Raw genomic sequence first — 16,017 nt, 5'->3', positions numbered from 1 at the left:
TGCTGTCATTCCTTACGCTCGTCTAGCGCCCCGTGCCGCGGGGATGCTGGATCCTGCGGACAGTTGGTGGGAGCACGATGTCCTCGACGTTGACGGAACGGGGTGCGGCCGAGGCCGCGCCCGTCATATCGGGCGAAGAGAAAAGGCCCGGGAAGGCCGCCGGCGGCCGACGGGGTGGTGATCGGCTGCGAGCCCTGGACGGGCTGCGCCTTGTCGCCGCGCTGATGGTCTGCCTTTTCCACTACGTCGGCAAGGCGCAGACCGGACACGCCTGGGGACGCAATCCGCGGGAGCTTTTCCCGCACCTTTCCGATGTCGCCGTATACGGCTGCCTGGGCGTGCAGTTGTTCTTCATCATCAGCGGTTTCGTGATTTGCATGAGCACCTGGGGGAAGTCGGTCGGCGACTTCTTCCGCTCCCGTGTCGCGCGGCTCTACCCGGCCTACTGGGCGGCGATCGTGCTGACGACCGTGGCCTGCGTGGCGGCGCCGGCGGTGATCCACCCCCTGCGGCTGAACGAGGTGCTGGTCAACTTCACGATGCTGCAGCAGCCGATGGGTGTGCCCCGAGTCCTCGGAGTGTGCTGGACGCTGTGGGTCGAGGCCCGGTTCTACCTCCTGTTCGCGCTGTTCGTCGTCTGGAAGGGGGTGACCTACCGCCGGGTTGTGATCTTCTGCTGCCTGTGGACGGTGGCCGGTGTGCTGGCCCGGGTCGCCGACACCCCGCTGACCGATGAGATCGTGATGCGCGACCACGCCCCCTTCTTCATCGGCGGCCTCGCCCTGTACCTGATCCACCGCTACGGCAGCGACCTGCTGCTCTGGGGCATCGTCGGCGTCAGCTGGCTGCTGGGACAGCGCTACTCCACCACCGCCCTGTGGTCCCCGGACGCGACGGGCGGGGAGCCGCGCTCCCCCCATGTGATCCTGCTCGTCGTCACCCTGGCCTTCGTGGCGGTCGCCGCCGTGGCGCTGGGCTGGCTCCGCTGGGCCAACTGGCGCTGGCTGACCTTCGCCGGGGCCCTGACGTACCCCTTCTACCTGGTCCACGAGCATCTCGGCTGGTTCGCCATCACCGCGCTGCACCGCCATCTCGGGCTGACCCCGCGGGAGACCCTGGTCGCCGCGATCGCCGGCATGCTGGTGCTGGCCTACACGATCCACCGTCTCGTGGAGAAGCCCTTCGGGCCCCGGCTGAAGCGCGCGATGAGCGGGCAGGCGGCGCGCCTGCGCCTGGCCATGCAGGGCCGGGGCTGACTCACCGTCCCCTTCCCCGGGGACCGGTCCGCGGGGTCCCGGCCGGCCGGGCGGGTGCCGGCCCTCAGCGGCCCACCTGCCCGAGCCAGGCCAGCGTCCGCCGCACCTCCAGCGAGAAGGGGTGGTGCGGGCCGTGCACCCGGTCGGAGTCGTAGAGCAGACGGGACAGCACGTCGTGGGCGGCCATGCGGTCGCCCACCGACAGCAGCAGGTGGCCGATGCGGCGCCGCAGCTCCAGCGGCAGGTCCGGGTCGGTGGCGCGGTACTGCTCGAAGAAGGGCAGCAGCGCCCGGTACTCGGCGAGTGCCGCCGGGGCCTCGCCCAGCTGCTCCAGGCACTGCGCGGCCTCGTAGCGGTACTGCAGCGACTGCCGCCCCGACGGCCCCGACTCGGCGGCCATCTCGTCCGCGAGCCGGCGCAGCTCCGGAAGGGCGCGGCGGTACTGGCCGTCCTCCATCAGCGTGGCCGCGTACTGCTTGCGCAGCATCCGCACGACCGGTGACTGCTCGCCGTGCTTCTCCGCGGCGGCCGGCAGCACGCCGCCCAGGATGTCGACCGCCTGCGTGATGCGGCCCGCGTCGAGCAGCCGCTTCACCTCGTCGACGGCCTCCGCGATGCCGTGGCCCGCGGGGGCCCCGGTCGCGACCGGGGCGGGGGTGGGCTGCGACGGGGCGGCCGGCCGGTCCGGCCACGGGGCGAGCGGGCGCAGGAAGGGACGGGTGGGGTCCATCGGCCCGAGGGGGCGGGGGACGGCGCCGGGCACCGGCAGCAGCGGCGCCAGCCGCCGGTAGGCCTCCTGGGCGTCGGCCGGCCGGTGCTGCGGGTCCTTCGCCAGCAGCTGCAGCACCAGCGCCTCCAGCGGCTCCGGCACCTCCGGGCGCACCTGCCGCAGCGGCACGGGCTGTTCGTACAGGTGCCGGTGGAGCACGCCGAGCGCCGTGGCGCCCGCGAACGGGACGGCGCCGCTGACCAGTTCGTGCAGCAGCACCCCGAGTGCGTACAGGTCCGTGCGGGGCCCGACGGCGCCGCTCATCGCCTGCTCCGGCGCCATGTACGCGGGCGTCCCGATGGGGGTGCCGGTGTGGGTGAGCCGGGTCGTGTCGGTGTCGAGCACGGAGGCGACGCCGAGGTCCAGGACGACCACGGTGCCGTCCGGACGCACCATCACGTTGCGGGGCTTGAGGTCGCGGTGCACGATCGGAACCGCGTGCACCGCCGAGAGCACGGCGCACAGCTGCGCCGCGACGGCGACCGCCCACGGCCAGGGGTAGGGGTCGTGCTCGGCGAGGTGGTCGGCGAGGTCGGCGCCCTCCACGTACTGCATGACGAAGTACAGCTCGTCGGCGTCGCTGCCCGCGTCGTGGACGGTGACCAGTCCCGGATGGTCGACCTGGGCGGTGACCCGGCACTCCCGCACGAAGCGCCGGCGCAGCTCCTCGGCGTCGGCGCCGCCGGCCACCTTGTCCGGGCGCAGCAGCTTCACGGCCACCCGCCGGTCCAGCCGGCGGTCGTAGGCGGTCCACACCTGGCCCATGCCGCCCTGGCCGAGGACCGTGGCCAGCTCGTATCGGCCGGCGACGATCCGTCCGTTCACTGACCGTCCTCCTGCTTGCGCAGCAGGTCGCTCAGCTCGTCGAGTTCGGCCCGCACCCGGTTGATCCGGGGCTGGTGCGGGGGCACGGTCGACTGCGGCGGCACCGGGACCTGCGGCGGCACCGGGACCTGCGGCGGCACCGGGACCTGCGGCGGCACCGGGACCTGCGGCGGTGCGGAGGCGTTCGGCGCGGGGGGCGGAGGCGGGGTCGTGCGGTAGGGGTTGTAGTCCACCGGCGGCTGCGGCGGGTACGGCACGGTCGTGGCGTACGACGGGTAGCCGGGCATGCCGCCCGCGCGTTGCAGCGCCAGGTCGGCCACCAGGTAGTGGACGCCGACCAGGGGGATCAGGGTGATCACGGTGATCATCGAGGCGTCGGTCCAGGCGCTGTCCTCGGGCACGCTGCCGATCGTCGCGAAGGCGGCGATGCTCACCGCGGTGCCGGTCCAGAAGAACACCCAGTCCAGGGTCCGGCGCCGCCGGACTGCCAGGTGCAGCAGCGGGAGGCAGGACAGGAAGCCGCAGCTGACAGCGGTCAGCGTGAGGAAGACGGCACGGAGCGTGGTGGCCGCGGCCTTGGACGGAGCGGGTGGGTACGGCGGGACCGGGCCGGGGCCGTTCATCACTGCTCTCGGACTCCCTGGACATCAGTGCGGGGACAGCGGCGGGTGGTATCGCGAGAGTATCCGCCGTCGCCGACAGGCTGTCACCCGATCCCGTAACTATTCGGGACGCACCGTGCCGTCGGTCAGTCCGTCGTAGAGCCCCTGCACCAACTGCTCGCCCAGCTGCCCCGCCAGCCGCAGGGCCTCCTCGAAGGCGGCCAGGGTGCGGAAGCGCTCCCCGTACCGGCGTTGGTCGGACAGCGGCAGCCGTGGCACCTGGAGCCGGCGGACGTCCAGCCGGGTCGCGGTGGAGGCGTAGCTGCTGGCCTGGCGGTTGTTGGCGGTGCCGCGCAGGAAGCCGGCGAGGTACCAGGGGTCCAGGGCGGCCGGGTCGGGGCGCAGCAGGTGGAGGTTGCGGCCCAGGGCCGCCCCGGCGGTCGCGGCGTCGACGACGCGGGCGGCCGAACCCCGGCCGAGCACCGGGACGACCACGTCGCCCTCCCGCGTCAGGACGGGCTCCTCCTCGGGCGGCCCCTCGGGCAGGCTGCCGCTGGGGGCGCCGCCGCCGAGCACGTCGTGCTCGGTGAGCACCGCGGGACCGCCGTCGGGGCGGGCGCTCCCGGGGCCGCCCGCGCGCAGTACCAGCGCCCCGGCGCGGGCCAGTTCGCCGACCGTGGTGAGCGGCCAGCGGGCGGGCTCGGCCGCTCCGGCGGGGGCGGGGGCGAGTTCGGCGGTGCGCAGCAGGGTGGCGGCCAGCCGCTCGCGCACCCCGGCGAGTTCGGCCGCCCCGCCACCCGCGGCGGGCGGCGGCAGATGCCGGGCGGGGGCCAGGTCCACGTCGTCGTCGAGCAGGTCGATGACCTTCAGGGCGCGGCTCACGCCGGGCCGCTCCTCGGTGGTGCCGTGCCGGTCGAAGGACTCCCAGGCGTCCAGCACCGTGGTGCGTACCGTCTGCCAGGGCACCTTCTCGCCCCCGGGGACGGCGTCCTGCGACCCGGCGGTGTCGACCAGCAGCAGGTGCGGGGAGGCCGGTGTGCCGGCGCCCGGCCTGCGCAGCACCCACAGGTGGAGCGGGATGCCGTACGGGGGCGCGGCGCCGGCGGGGAGCGCGACCACCGCGCGCAGGGCGCCGCGGCGCAGCAGGTCGGCGCGGATCCGGCGGCCGGAGCGCCGCGAGGCCGCGGCGGGCGGCATCAGCACCACGACCGTCCCGCCCTCCCGGACCCGGGCCAGGCAGTGCTGCACCCAGGCGAGTTCGGACTCGGTGCGGGCGGGGAAGCCGTACTCCCAGCGAGGGTCGTAGGCGAGGTCCTCGTGGCCCCAGTTGCGCTCGTTGAACGGCGGGTGGCACAGCACCGCGTCCGCGGCGAGCCCGGGAAAGGCGTCGGCGCGCAGGCTGTCGCCGCCGGCCACCCGCACCACCGAGGCCGGGTCGGCGTGCAGCGCCAGCCGCAGCGCCGCGAGCACGGCCAGGTCCGGGTCGGCCTCCTGGCCGTACACCTCGTGCGGGGCCTCGGCGGCACGCAGCAGGGTGCCGGTGCCGCAGGCGGGGTCCAGCACGGTACGGGCGGGGCCGGCCAGCGCGGCCATCAGCTCGGCGGGCGCGGGCGGGGTCAGGGTGTGCTGACGCGGGTTGGCGTCCAGGTAGCGCCCGAGCAGGAACTCGTATGCCTGGCGGGGCCCCATCCCGGCGGCGAGTTCGGCCGCCCCGCGCAGCAGTTCGGCGTCGACGGGGGCGCCCGGGGCGAACCGCCCCCCGAAGTGCCGCTCGAGGACCTCCCGTACGGCGTCCCCGGCCTCCGCGTCCTCGACGCCGGTCACCCGGGGTCCGTCGCCGGGGCGTTCACGGACCAGCAGGCAGACGGCACCGGCCTGCCGGAGCGCGGTCGCGGTGCCCGCCGGATGGGACTCGGCACGCTGCCAGACCCGTTCGCGCAGCGGGACCTCGGCGAGTTTGCCCTGGGTGCGGAGCCAGCTCTCGACCTCGGACAGCGCGAAGGCCGGGCTGGTGTCGGTGCCCCCCACCGGTTTGGGGAAGTCGGCGTGCCTGCGGCGCCAGTTGCTGACGGCCGCCCGTCCCACCCCGGCCAGCCGCGCGATCCCGGCGGCGGTCACCTCGCTTGCGTTCTCCGGCACCTGGCTGGCTCCCTTCCCCGTGGGGTGCGGCTGTGGTCATGAGCATAGCGGTGAACGCGCGATCCGAGGCTTTGCGGCGTGAATACCAACGAATCGAGATTCCATGTTGACTCGGTTCACAGCTCATGCTGTCATTGACCCATCGGTTCACGGAGTTCCTGGACGTTCCGCCGGCCCGCAACCGTCATCCACACGCTGTCCACCAAGGGGGACGACCCTCATGACCACCACTCGCGGCGCGCTCGCGGTCCTCGGCTGCGTCACCGCCGCCCTCACCATGGCCGCCTGCGGCCCGCTCGGCGACAAGGCGGAACCGGCCTCCACCGCCCTGGCCGACCAGCCGTCCGCCACCATCGAGAAGAAGGCCGTGGCCGCCATGAAGTCCGTCCCGGCGATGACCGTCGACCTCGACGGCATCTCCGACGGCGAGCGGATGAAGTTCCGCATGACGATGAGCAAGACCGGCGACTGCAAGGGCCAGGTCACCACCGGGGGCGGCACCGTCCAGCTCATCAAGGCGGGCCCCTCGCTCTACATGAAGGGCGACGACGCCTTCTGGAAGGCCCAGGGATCCGACGGCGCCACCATGAAGGACCTCCTCGGCGACCGGTGGATGAAGACCAAGGCCGACACCCCGGACAACAAGGACCTCGTCGAAGCCTGCGACCTCGACTCGTTCCTCGCCGAACTGGAGAAGGACTCGGACGGCGACCTGGGCGGGAAGAAGGGCGAGCCCGCCACCCTCGCCGGCACGCCCGCCCTGCCGATCGTCAGCAAGGACGGCGCCGAGACCACCACCGCCTACGTGGCCACCGAGGGCAAGCCGTACGTGCTGAAGGTGGTCGTCAAGGGCGGCAAGGAGCCCGGCACCATGCTCTTCTCCGACTTCGGCGAGCAGGTGCAGGTCGCCGCCCCCGCGGCCAAGGACACCGTCGACATCGACAAGCTCGCCGGCTGAGACCACCGGCTACGATCCCCGGGCCCTGGTGCACGCCGCGCCAGGGCCGACCCCTCCCCGAGAACGGCGGAACGCACCATGGAAGAGCGGATACCCGACGACGTCGCGGCCGTCGCCGCGGCCGAGGGCCTCGGCCGGCACCGCCTCACGATCCTGCCGAAGCGGCACGGCTTCCTGATGACGTGCAACTTCGTGTTCATGATCCTCGTGGGGCTGGCCTGCTTCGTCCTGCCCGGTCTGTGGTTCCTCCACCATGCGCTGCGGACCCCCAACTTCTCCCGCAAGGCCGCCGCCCGCCGGCTCCACTTCTACGAGTTCGGGCTGGTCGAGATCGACCACGGCGGAGTCCCCGCGGCCTTCCGCTGGGACTCCTTGACGGTGCTGCAGGAGATCACCGAGTCCTACGTCAACGGCATCCACGTCGCCACCGGTTACCGCTACACGCTGCACAAGGCCGACGGCACGGTCCGCAAGATCCTCAACTTCTACGCCGAGCCCGAGCGGTGGGGGCCGTTCATCCAGCAGGAGGTCGCCGCGTTCCAGCTGCCGGGGATGCTGCGGATGCTGGAGGAGGGGCGGACGCTGACCTTCGGGGAGATCGCGGTCAACCGCACCGGCGTCGCGACGCCCAAACGCGGGTCCGTCACCTGGCAGGAGATCCAGGACGTCCGGGTGACCGACGGCGTGCTCGTGCTGAAGAAGGCCGGCAAGTCCCTGTCCTGGTCGTCCAGGAAGGTCAAGGACATCCCGAACTTCCTCCTCTTCATTCTGCTCGTGGACGAACTGCGCCGAACCGCCGCCGTGCGCTGAGCGTTCGGCCGCCGTACGCCCCCTGCCGGGTCGCACACCCCACCCCCTAGAGTGCCAAGGTGCTTACAACCAGGGCGGGAACGGCAGCGGCGGCCGTCGCCGTGCTGCTCGGCGCAGGGCTGGCCGGATGCACCGGCGAGGGCCTCGGCAGCGGCACGGGCAGCGGAGCCGGGAGCGACGGGGCGCCGACGGGCAGCGCGCTCAAGGCGGTGGGCGACCTGGCGGTGAAGGGCCGGGCGCCCAAGACCGGTTACGCGCGGGAGGAGTTCGGCGCGGCCTGGGTCGACACCGACCACAACGGCTGTGACACCCGGGACGACATACTCCGCCGCGACCTCACCGGCACCTCCTTCCGCGCCGACCGGGGCGGGGACTGCGTCGTCGCCTCGGGCACCCTCGCCGACCCGTACACCGGCAGGCGGATCGACTTCACGCGCGGCCGCAGCACGGTCGACATCGACCACGTCGTGGCGCTCAGCGACGCCTGGCAGAAGGGCGCCAAGTACTGGTCCCGCGACAAGCGCACGCAGATCGCCAACGACCCGCTGAACCTCCTCGCCGTCGACGGCCCGACCAACCGCGGCAAGGGCGACGGCGACGCGGCGACCTGGCTGCCGCCGGACAAGGCCTTCCGCTGCCCGTACGTGGCCCGCCAGGTCGCGGTGAAGAAGAAGTACGGGCTGTGGGTCACCGAGGCCGAGAAGGCCGCCATGGTGAAGGTGCTGGACGGCTGCCCCGACGAGCCTCTGCCGGACGCGGGCCGGCCCGTGGCGTCCGGCGGCGACCCGGGCTCCGGCGGGGACGGCGACGGCAAGCAGGGCACCACCCCCTCGCCGGGTGCCTCGTACGCGAACTGCGCCGCGGCCCGCGAGGCGGGCGCCGCCCCACTGCACCGCGGGGATCCCGGCTACTCGCGCTCGCTGGACCGGGACGGCGACGGCGTCGCCTGCGACACCTGAGGTCCCGCGGATCGTTTGTGCAGTGTGTTGTGCAGAGTGCTGGATATCCCGGCGCCTCGGTCAATATCCTCGATCACTGCATCACTGCCAGGTCGTGCACCGTCGCTCGATCCCTTGCCGGGAGGCAAAAATGCTCCGCCGCAGGACTGCTCTCTCCGCCACCGCCGCCGCAGCCGTGCTGCTCGCGGCGCCACTGCTGACCTCCTGTGGCACACCGCACGCGGGTGCCGCGGCCGTCGTGGGCGGCGAGCAGATCACCGTGGAGTCGGTCCAGGCGAAGGTCGCCGCCGTGCGCGCCGCGCAGGAGAAGACCCCGCAGGCCGCCCAGCTCATCGAGGCCAGCAGCGACCTGCAGCGCAACGTCGTGCACCGGCTGGTGCAGAACGAGGTGATCGAGCGGGCGGCCGACGACATCGGCGCCTCCGTCAGCCGGCGCGAGCTCCAGAAGGCCCGTGCGGACAGCGAGCAGCAGGCCGGCGGCAAGGAGGCGCTGGAGGCCCAGCTGCTGCAGACCTACGCGATGGTGCCCGCCGACATCGACGAGAGCATCCGCACCGACCTGCTGATGCAGAAGGTCGCCGCCCACTACGGCGCCGACGTGCAGACCCCCGAGGGCCAGACGGCGCTGATCAAGGTGCTGCGCGACACGTCGAAGAAGCTGAAGATCGACGTCAACCCGCGCTTCGGCAAGTGGAACTCCGACAAGCTCGACCTGGACGCCACCAAGGACCCCTGGCTGAGCGAGGTCAGCCGCCGCGCCGCCCAGGCCTAGCGGGAAGCCGTGCGGGCGGGGCCGGGGCCGGGCCGGGTACGAGACCGGGCCCGGCCCCGGTGCCGTTCCGCGGCGAGGTAGTTTCGTCGGGTGGACCACTCCGATGACTCCGCCCGCCCGGGCCGCCTGGTACTGCTGACCACCACCCACCGGATCGCCCCCGGCCTGCTGTCCTGGCCCGCCTGGGAGCTGCTGCGCGCCGCCGACCTGGTCGTCTGCCCCGACCCGGGGAACCCGCAGCTGCCGTACCTGCGCGAGGCCGGGGTCGCCGTCGAGCCGTCCGCGCCCACCGGGCGGGAGCTGGTCGACCTCACCGGGGACGGTCGCACCGTGGTCTACCTGGCCGGCGGCGAGGGCGACCGCGCCGTCACCGACGAACTCGCCCGGCTCGGCGGCTCCGGCCGGGTCCACATGCCGGACCTGGAGCTGCTGCCCGGCTCCTACGACCTGCCGGGCGCGCGGCTGCTGGACCTGGTGCAGGTGATGGACCGGATCCGCCGCGAGTGCCCCTGGAGCAGCGTCCGTACCACCGAGGAACTGGTGAAGTACGGCATCGAGGAGGTCTACGAGCTCGCCGAGGCCGCCGAGGAGGGCGACCGGGAGGCGCTGCGCGAGGAACTCGGCGACGTGCTGCTGCAGGTCGTCTTCCACGCGCGGATCGCGCAGGACGACCCGGAAGAGCCGTTCTCGATCGACGACGTGGCGGCCACCATCGTGGATAAGCTGATCCACCGGCATCCGCACGTCTTCGGCGACGCCGTCGCCGAGACGCCGGAGGACGTCCGCGAGCACTGGCTGCGCACCAAGGCGGAGGAGAAGCGGCGCGGTTCGGTCACCGAGGGCATCCCCCTCGGCCAGCCGGCGCTCGCCCTCGCCGCCAAGCTCGGTTCCCGGGCCCGCCAAGCGGGTCTGTCCGTGGCCGTCCCGGACCGGGACGCCGCCGACACCGGTGACCGCCTGCTGGCGCTCGCGCTCGCCGCCCAGGCGGCCGGCATCGATCCGGAGTCCGCCCTGCGTGCCGCCGCGCGCCGCTACCGGGACGCGATCCTGGAGGCCGAGAAGGCGGACTGACCCGCCGCGGAGGATCTTCTTCCGCTGATGTGCGTCAGTCCGGGACACAGCGGGTAAATGGGACGTATGCGAGCACTGGAGCAGATCCAGCTGGCCGTGCCGCACGATTACATCGTCGGCATCGCGCCGCTGGTAGTGGGCATCTTCCTCGTCGGTATCCTCGTCGGCGCCGTCTCGATCGGCATGTGGGCGCGGAGCAAGGAGCCACCGCCGGAACAGAAGCCGCAGCCCCGCGGCGGGGCGTGGCACACGCGCCAGGAGTACGGGCGGGAGACCCCGGCCGACCACGGTCCCGGCCACCAGGACGGCGAGCGGCACACGCTCACCGAATGGCGGGAGCCGGACGAATGGCCGCAGGACGGCGTCCGGCGCCTGCCGCACTCCCTCAAGGGCTTCGGCAACTGGGGCTCCCACGGCGTGAGCAGTCCGGAGGGCGGCACCCGCGCCCCCCAGGGCGGCACCCGCAGCCCCGAGGGCAACCGCACTCCCGCGGGCACCGCGGGCGGGGCCCCGGGCGGCGGCGCCTCCAGAAGCGCGCCGACCCGTTCCGGGCCGGGCCAGGAGGAGACCGGCAAGGAAGAGCACTGAGTCCCGCCCGGGTATCCGGGCAGCCCGGTACGCCTCTCCGCCCGGGGGACCTGCGGGGCCCGTCCTCCGGGCGGCCGGAGCCGCTCCGGCGACCGGGCCTAGGCTGGCGGCCATGCGCATCGACGTACCGCACGCGTGGCCGCGCGACGAGGCGGAGGCCCTGGCCCTGCAGGACCGGCTCCGCCCGCTGGCGGACCACCGGGGCCCCGGCCCGCAGCGGCCGCGGTACGTGGCCGGACTGGACGTCGCCTACGGCGGCGGCCACGGTGCCGAGGGTGACACCGTGGCCGCCGCCGTCGTCGTTCTCGACACCGCGACGCTGACCCCGGTCGAGCAGGTCACGGCGACCGCCCGGGCCGCCTTCCCGTACGTCCCCGGACTCTTCGCCTTCCGCGAGCTGCCCGTGCTGATCGACGCCCTGGAGAAGCTCTCCGTCACCCCCGACCTGCTGCTCTGCGACGGCCAGGGGCTGGCGCACCCGCGCCGCTTCGGGCTCGCCTGCCACCTGGGGGTGGTCACCGGCCTGCCGGCCGCGGGGGTGGCGAAGACGCCGTTCGTCGGCACCTGGGACCCGGCCGCGCTCGGTGCGGCCCGGGGATCGACCGCTCCGCTGCTGGACGCGGGGGAGACGGTGGGCCGGGTGCTGCGGACGCAGACGGGCGTGAAGCCGGTCTACGTCTCGACCGGCCACGGCGTCGACCTGGACACCGCCTGCCGTCATGTGCTGGCCCTCGCCCCCTCCTACCGCCTCCCGGAGACGACCAGGCTCGCCGACCGGCTCAGCCGCGACCGGCTAACGTCATGGGGTGCATGACAGTGTGACCCCAGACCCCGGCATCCCGGCCGCCCCCGAGCTGTTCACCTGGCAGTTCGCGACCGATCCGTACCCCGCGTACGCCTGGCTGCGCGAGCACTCCCCGGTGCACCGCACGACCCTGCCCAGCGGGGTGGAGGCCTGGCTGGTCACCCGGTACGCGGACGCCAAGCAGGCGCTCGCCGACGGGCGGCTCAGCAAGAACCCCGTGCACCACTCCGAACGCGCCCACGCCAAGGGCAAGGTGGGCATCCCGGGCGAGCGCAGCGCCGACCTCATGACGCACCTGCTCAACATCGACCCGCCCGACCACACCCGGCTGCGGAGGCTGGTCTCCAAGGCCTTCACACCGCGCCGGGTGGCCGGGTTCGCGCCGCGGGTGCAGGAGCTCACCGACCGCCTGATCGACGGTTTCGCCGCCAAGGGCGAGGCGGATCTCATCCATGAGTTCGCGTTCCCGCTGCCGATCTACGCCATCTGCGACCTGCTGGGCGTTCCCGCCGAGGACCAGGACGACTTCCGCGACTGGGCGGGAATGATGATCCGGCACGGCGGCGGGCCGCGCGGGGGAGTGGCGCGCTCGGTCAAGAAGATGCGCGCCTACCTGCTGGAACTGATCCACCGCAAGCGCTCGGAGCTCGGCGACGACCTGATCTCCGGGCTGATCCGGGCCAGTGACCACGGTGAGCACCTCACCGAGAACGAGGCCGCCGCGATGGCCTTCATCCTGCTCTTCGCGGGCTTCGAGACGACCGTCAATCTCATCGGCAACGGCACCTACACGCTGCTGCGCCACCCCGAGCAGCGGCGGTGGCTGCAGGACTCCCTCGCCCGCGGCGAACGCGAACCGCTCGGCACCGCCGTGGAGGAACTGCTGCGCTACGACGGCCCGGTGGAGCTGGCGACCTGGCGCTTCGCCACCGAACCGCTCACCGTGGGCGGGCAGTCCGTCGCCACCGGCGATCCCGTGCTCGTCGTGCTGGCGGCCGCCGACCGCGACCCGGCCCGCTTCGACGACCCGGACGCCCTGGACCTGTCGCGCCGTGACAACCAGCATCTCGGGTACGGTCACGGCATCCACTACTGCCTCGGCGCGCCGCTCGCCCGGCTCGAGGCGCAGGCCGCTCTGGCGACCCTGCTGACCCGGTTGCCGGACCTCCGACTGGCCGCGGATCCGGCTGATTTGAGGTGGCGGGGCGGCTTGATCATGCGTGGTCTGCGCACCTTGCCGGTCTCGTTCACGCCGGAACGTGACTGACGTGGCGTCAGAACGTGATCTTGGCGTGATCCGTGAGACATCGACTTGTGATGCATGGGCCAAGGCGGCTACGGTCTGGCGCCATCGCAGTATTCGAATGTGAAAGGCGATGGCGCATGCTGAAGTCCGGGAACGGCCGACACCGCAAGCCGCGTCAGGCCCCGACCGCAGTGGTCGCGGTCGCGGCGACCGGGGCGGGCCTCACGCTCCCCCTCTTCGCAGCGAGCGGTGCCAGCGCCGCCGACGCCAACAGCACCTGGAACGCAGTGGCCATGTGCGAGAGCGGCGGTCTGTGGAGCTCCAACACCGGCAACGGGTTCTTCGGCGGGCTGCAGATCACCGAGGAGACCTGGCAGCAGTACGGCGGCGACCAGTTCGCCGAGCGCCCGGACCTCGCCAGCCGCAATGAGCAGATATCCGTGGCCGAGAAGATCCTCGCGGAGCTCGGCCCGGACGCCTGGTCCGGCTGCGCCGATTCCTCTGGGCTCACCGACGCCCTCGACAGCCTGCTGAACGGCGGTCAGGGCCAGGACGGCCAGGGATCGGGCACCACCACCCCGGGCACTGGTGACGACACCACGGGTACCACCACGCCGGGCACCGGCGACGACACCACGGGTACCACCACCCCGGGCACCGGCGACGACACCACCGCCACCCCGGACGACGACCCGACCGAGAGCCCCGACGCCTCCGCGACCCCTTCCGCCGGCGACAAGGGCAAGGGCAACGGCGGCAAGCACCGCAAGCCGGACGCGGGCACCGCCACCGACGGCACCGCCACCGGGAACACCACGGGTTCCGCCGGGTCCCGGCAGCACGGCCCCACCGGCCTGCCGGCCCACTTCGTCGAGGGGGAGGCCGCCTGGGGCGTCATCCCGCTCACCACCGACACGCGGGCGGAGACCAAGAAGGCCGACACCGGCCGGGACAGCGACGCGAGCGCCAAGAGCACGACCGGCGGCCGCTACCTGGTGCAGGAGGGCGACTCGCTCTGCGAGATCGCGATGGAGCAGCACGTGCCGGGCGGCTGGCGCGGTCTGTACGACGCGAACCGCGACGTCATCGGCGACGACCCGAACACGATCAGCCCCGGCTCGTTCCTGGACCTCGGCCGCTGAGCCGCCCGCGCGCCGCCGGGCCGGGTGTCCACCCCCGCCCGGCGGACGCCGGCTGACATCGGGCTGAACTTTCTCCTCCGTTCCGAGCACGGGCATGTCCATCCCCCGAGCGTGCCCGGCCGGGGCTTTTCGGGTCGGTTAGGCTCATGCCGAAACGAAGAGACATCCAGAAGGAGACTCACGTGCCGTCCATCGACGTCGTCGTAGCCCGGGAAATCCTCGACTCGCGAGGCAACCCCACCGTCGAGGTCGAGGTCGGCCTCGACGACGGCAGCACGGGCCGTGCAGCCGTCCCCTCCGGTGCTTCCACCGGTGCGTTCGAGGCCCTCGAGCTCCGCGACGGCGACAAGAGCCGTTACCTGGGCAAGGGCGTGGAGAAGGCCGTGCTGGCCGTCATCGAGCAGATCGGCCCCGAGCTGGTCGGCTACGACGCGACCGAGCAGCGCCTGATCGACCAGGCGATGTTCGACCTGGACGCCACCCCGGACAAGTCCTCGCTCGGCGCCAACGCCATCCTCGGTGTCTCGCTGGCGGTGGCCCACGCCGCCTCCGAGGCCTCCGACCTGCCGCTCTTCCGCTACCTGGGCGGCCCGAACGCCCACGTGCTGCCGGTCCCGATGATGAACATCCTGAACGGCGGCTCGCACGCCGACTCCAACGTGGACATCCAGGAGTTCATGATCGCGCCCGTAGGCGCGGAGTCCTTCTCCGAGGCCCTGCGCTGGGGCGCCGAGGTCTACCACACCCTCAAGGCGGTCCTGAAGGAGCGCGGCCTGTCCACCGGCCTCGGCGACGAGGGCGGCTTCGCCCCGAACCTGCCGAGCAACCGCGACGCCCTCGACCTGATCGTCGAGGCCATCAAGAAGGCCGGCTACCAGCCCGGCCAGGACATCGCGCTCGCGCTCGACGTGGCGGCCTCCGAGTTCTACAAGGACGGCGGCTACTCCTTCGAGGGCAAGTCCCTGTCGGCGGCGGAGATGACCGCGTACTACGCCGAGCTGGTCGAGGCGTACCCGCTGGTCTCCATCGAGGACCCGCTGAACGAGGAGGACTGGGACGGCTGGAAGACGATCACCGAGCAGCTCGGTGACAAGGTCCAGCTGGTCGGCGACGACCTGTTCGTCACCAACCCGGAGCGGCTGCAGCGCGGCATCGACAGCGGCACCGCCAACGCGCTCCTGGTCAAGGTCAACCAGATCGGCTCCCTGACCGAGACCCTCGACGCGGTCGAGCTGGCCCAGCGCAGCGGCTACAAGTGCATGATGTCGCACCGCTCCGGCGAGACCGAGGACGTCACGATCGCCGACCTCGCCGTCGCCACCAACTGCGGCCAGATCAAGACCGGCGCCCCCGCGCGCAGCGAGCGCGTCGCCAAGTACAACCAGCTGCTGCGCATCGAGGAGATCCTCGACGACGCCGCGGTGTACGCCGGCCGCTCCGCGTTCCCCCGCTTCAAGGGCTGACGTCGACCGGTGCCGCCCGCCGCGCCCGCGGCGGGCGGCACCGTGCGCAGCAAGGGCCACCCGAACCCCACCGGAGGTGCACGTGCCGGATCGCTTCTCCACCGCGACGCGCATCCGTGCCCTCGGGGCACAGGCACAGGCCCGCGTCTACCGCGCGGCCGGGCGCCCGCGGCCCTCGCTGCCCCGCGGCCGCAGCCGGCTGACCGGCCGGGCCGCGCTGCTGGCGCTGGTGGTCTGCGCCCTGGTCGTCGCCCTGGCCTACCCCATGCGCCAGTACGTCGCGCAGCGCTCGCAGATCGCCGACCAGCGCAAGCAGGCCGAGCAGGCGCGCAAGCGGGTGGACGAGCTGCGCGAGGAGAAGGCCCGCTGGCAGGACGCGGAGTACGTCAAGGCGCAGGCCCGGGCCCGGCTGCACTACGTACTGCCGGGCGAGACGGCGTATACGGTGGTGAAGTCCAGCGGGGCCGCGGCCCCCGAGGACTCCGACGCCCGCCACAGCGACAGCGCGGCCCGCCGCCCCTGGTACGCCAACCTGTGGGACGGCGTCGACCACGCGGACGCCGCCGCCACCGCAGCACACCGTTGACGCACGCCCCGAAAGAGACACGCCCA

The 16,017-nt window shown here is 73.0% G+C and carries 15 protein-coding genes; 12 read left to right on the top strand and 3 right to left on the bottom strand.

All coding sequences use genetic code 11. The features are described from left to right. Positions 1 to 77 precede the first annotated feature (77 nt). On the top strand, positions 78 to 1,256 hold the full coding sequence (locus ACFW3D_RS07960; protein ID WP_500502632.1) for an acyltransferase family protein: 1,179 nt from the start codon (positions 78 to 80) through the stop codon (positions 1,254 to 1,256). A 64-nt stretch (positions 1,257 to 1,320) separates the two neighbouring features. Here the strand turns inward: ACFW3D_RS07960 and ACFW3D_RS07955 are convergent, their stop codons facing one another. From ACFW3D_RS07955 to ACFW3D_RS07945, 3 genes are all read right to left on the bottom strand, one after another. Further along, positions 1,321 to 2,850 (bottom strand): protein kinase domain-containing protein, encoded by a 1,530-nt coding sequence (locus ACFW3D_RS07955; protein ID WP_500502630.1) that lies wholly within the window; start codon positions 2,848 to 2,850, stop codon positions 1,321 to 1,323. Further along, positions 2,847 to 3,473 (bottom strand): hypothetical protein, encoded by a 627-nt coding sequence (locus ACFW3D_RS07950; protein ID WP_500502628.1) that lies wholly within the window; start codon positions 3,471 to 3,473, stop codon positions 2,847 to 2,849. The genes ACFW3D_RS07955 and ACFW3D_RS07950 overlap by 4 nt, the downstream gene beginning before the upstream one ends. Positions 3,474 to 3,572: 99 nt before the next feature. Beyond that, positions 3,573 to 5,591, bottom strand: coding sequence for an N-6 DNA methylase (locus ACFW3D_RS07945; protein WP_500502626.1), 2,019 nt, complete (start codon positions 5,589 to 5,591; stop codon positions 3,573 to 3,575). 220 nt (positions 5,592 to 5,811) lie between these two features. Between ACFW3D_RS07945 and ACFW3D_RS07940 the strand changes: the two genes are divergently transcribed. The 11 genes from ACFW3D_RS07940 to ACFW3D_RS07890 all read left to right on the top strand — a co-directional run bounded on the left by ACFW3D_RS07940 (position 5,812) and on the right by ACFW3D_RS07890 (position 15,991). Further along, complete coding sequence (locus ACFW3D_RS07940) at positions 5,812 to 6,549, top strand: hypothetical protein (protein WP_500502624.1); 738 nt, start codon at positions 5,812 to 5,814, stop codon at positions 6,547 to 6,549. 78 nt (positions 6,550 to 6,627) lie between these two features. After that, positions 6,628 to 7,359 carry a DUF6585 family protein gene (locus tag ACFW3D_RS07935; RefSeq protein ID WP_500502622.1) on the top strand — a complete coding sequence of 244 codons (732 nt, stop codon included), beginning with the start codon at positions 6,628 to 6,630 and terminating at the stop codon, positions 7,357 to 7,359. A gap of 59 nt (positions 7,360 to 7,418) precedes the next feature. Further along, the gene (locus ACFW3D_RS07930; RefSeq protein ID WP_500502620.1) at positions 7,419 to 8,318 is read left to right on the top strand and encodes a GmrSD restriction endonuclease domain-containing protein; all 900 of its coding nucleotides are present in this window, start codon (positions 7,419 to 7,421) and stop codon (positions 8,316 to 8,318) included. 130 nt (positions 8,319 to 8,448) lie between these two features. Beyond that, complete coding sequence (locus tag ACFW3D_RS07925; RefSeq protein ID WP_500502619.1) at positions 8,449 to 9,090, top strand: SurA N-terminal domain-containing protein; 642 nt, start codon at positions 8,449 to 8,451, stop codon at positions 9,088 to 9,090. Between the two features lie 90 nt (positions 9,091 to 9,180). Next, entirely contained in the window at positions 9,181 to 10,161 is a 981-nt protein-coding gene (locus ACFW3D_RS07920; protein ID WP_500502617.1) for a nucleoside triphosphate pyrophosphohydrolase, read from the top strand. Between the two features lie 66 nt (positions 10,162 to 10,227). Further along, on the top strand, positions 10,228 to 10,749 hold the full coding sequence (locus ACFW3D_RS07915) for a DUF6479 family protein (protein WP_500502615.1): 522 nt from the start codon (positions 10,228 to 10,230) through the stop codon (positions 10,747 to 10,749). A gap of 112 nt (positions 10,750 to 10,861) precedes the next feature. Next, positions 10,862 to 11,563 carry an endonuclease V gene (locus ACFW3D_RS07910; RefSeq protein WP_500502613.1) on the top strand — a complete coding sequence of 234 codons (702 nt, stop codon included), beginning with the start codon at positions 10,862 to 10,864 and terminating at the stop codon, positions 11,561 to 11,563. Further along, positions 11,556 to 12,821: a cytochrome P450 family protein gene (locus ACFW3D_RS07905; protein WP_500502611.1), complete on the top strand. Its 1,266-nt coding sequence runs from the start codon at positions 11,556 to 11,558 to the stop codon at positions 12,819 to 12,821. Before ACFW3D_RS07910 ends, ACFW3D_RS07905 begins: the two co-directional genes overlap by 8 nt. Positions 12,822 to 12,937: 116 nt before the next feature. Next, on the top strand, positions 12,938 to 13,942 hold the full coding sequence (locus ACFW3D_RS07900; RefSeq protein ID WP_500502609.1) for a transglycosylase family protein: 1,005 nt from the start codon (positions 12,938 to 12,940) through the stop codon (positions 13,940 to 13,942). A gap of 182 nt (positions 13,943 to 14,124) precedes the next feature. Then, the gene (gene eno, locus ACFW3D_RS07895) at positions 14,125 to 15,405 is read left to right on the top strand and encodes a phosphopyruvate hydratase (protein WP_500502607.1); all 1,281 of its coding nucleotides are present in this window, start codon (positions 14,125 to 14,127) and stop codon (positions 15,403 to 15,405) included. Positions 15,406 to 15,487: 82 nt separating this feature from the next. After that, entirely contained in the window at positions 15,488 to 15,991 is a 504-nt protein-coding gene (locus ACFW3D_RS07890) for an FtsB family cell division protein (protein ID WP_500502605.1), read from the top strand. Positions 15,992 to 16,017: the final 26 nt, after the last annotated feature.

Origin of the sequence: Streptomyces sp. NPDC058864, assembly GCF_042742985.1 — a bacterium.
Classification (GTDB): Bacteria; Actinomycetota; Actinomycetes; order Streptomycetales; family Streptomycetaceae; genus Actinacidiphila.
Note: the sequence above shows the minus strand (reverse complement) of the source record. Positions and strands in the feature narration are given on the sequence as shown.

Excerpts from the sequence above, each read along its gene's own strand:
- ACFW3D_RS07960 (WP_500502632.1), top strand. The coding sequence starts at position 78 with ATGTCCTCGACGTTGACGGAACGGGGTGCGGCCGAGGCCGCGCCCGTC.
- ACFW3D_RS07950 (WP_500502628.1), bottom strand. The coding sequence starts at position 3,473 with ATGAACGGCCCCGGCCCGGTCCCGCCGTACCCACCCGCTCCGTCCAAG.
- ACFW3D_RS07940 (WP_500502624.1), top strand. The coding sequence starts at position 5,812 with ATGACCACCACTCGCGGCGCGCTCGCGGTCCTCGGCTGCGTCACCGCC.
- ACFW3D_RS07935 (WP_500502622.1), top strand. The coding sequence starts at position 6,628 with ATGGAAGAGCGGATACCCGACGACGTCGCGGCCGTCGCCGCGGCCGAG.
- ACFW3D_RS07925 (WP_500502619.1), top strand. The coding sequence starts at position 8,449 with ATGCTCCGCCGCAGGACTGCTCTCTCCGCCACCGCCGCCGCAGCCGTG.
- ACFW3D_RS07915 (WP_500502615.1), top strand. The coding sequence starts at position 10,228 with ATGCGAGCACTGGAGCAGATCCAGCTGGCCGTGCCGCACGATTACATC.
- ACFW3D_RS07910 (WP_500502613.1), top strand. The coding sequence starts at position 10,862 with ATGCGCATCGACGTACCGCACGCGTGGCCGCGCGACGAGGCGGAGGCC.
- ACFW3D_RS07900 (WP_500502609.1), top strand. The coding sequence starts at position 12,938 with ATGCTGAAGTCCGGGAACGGCCGACACCGCAAGCCGCGTCAGGCCCCG.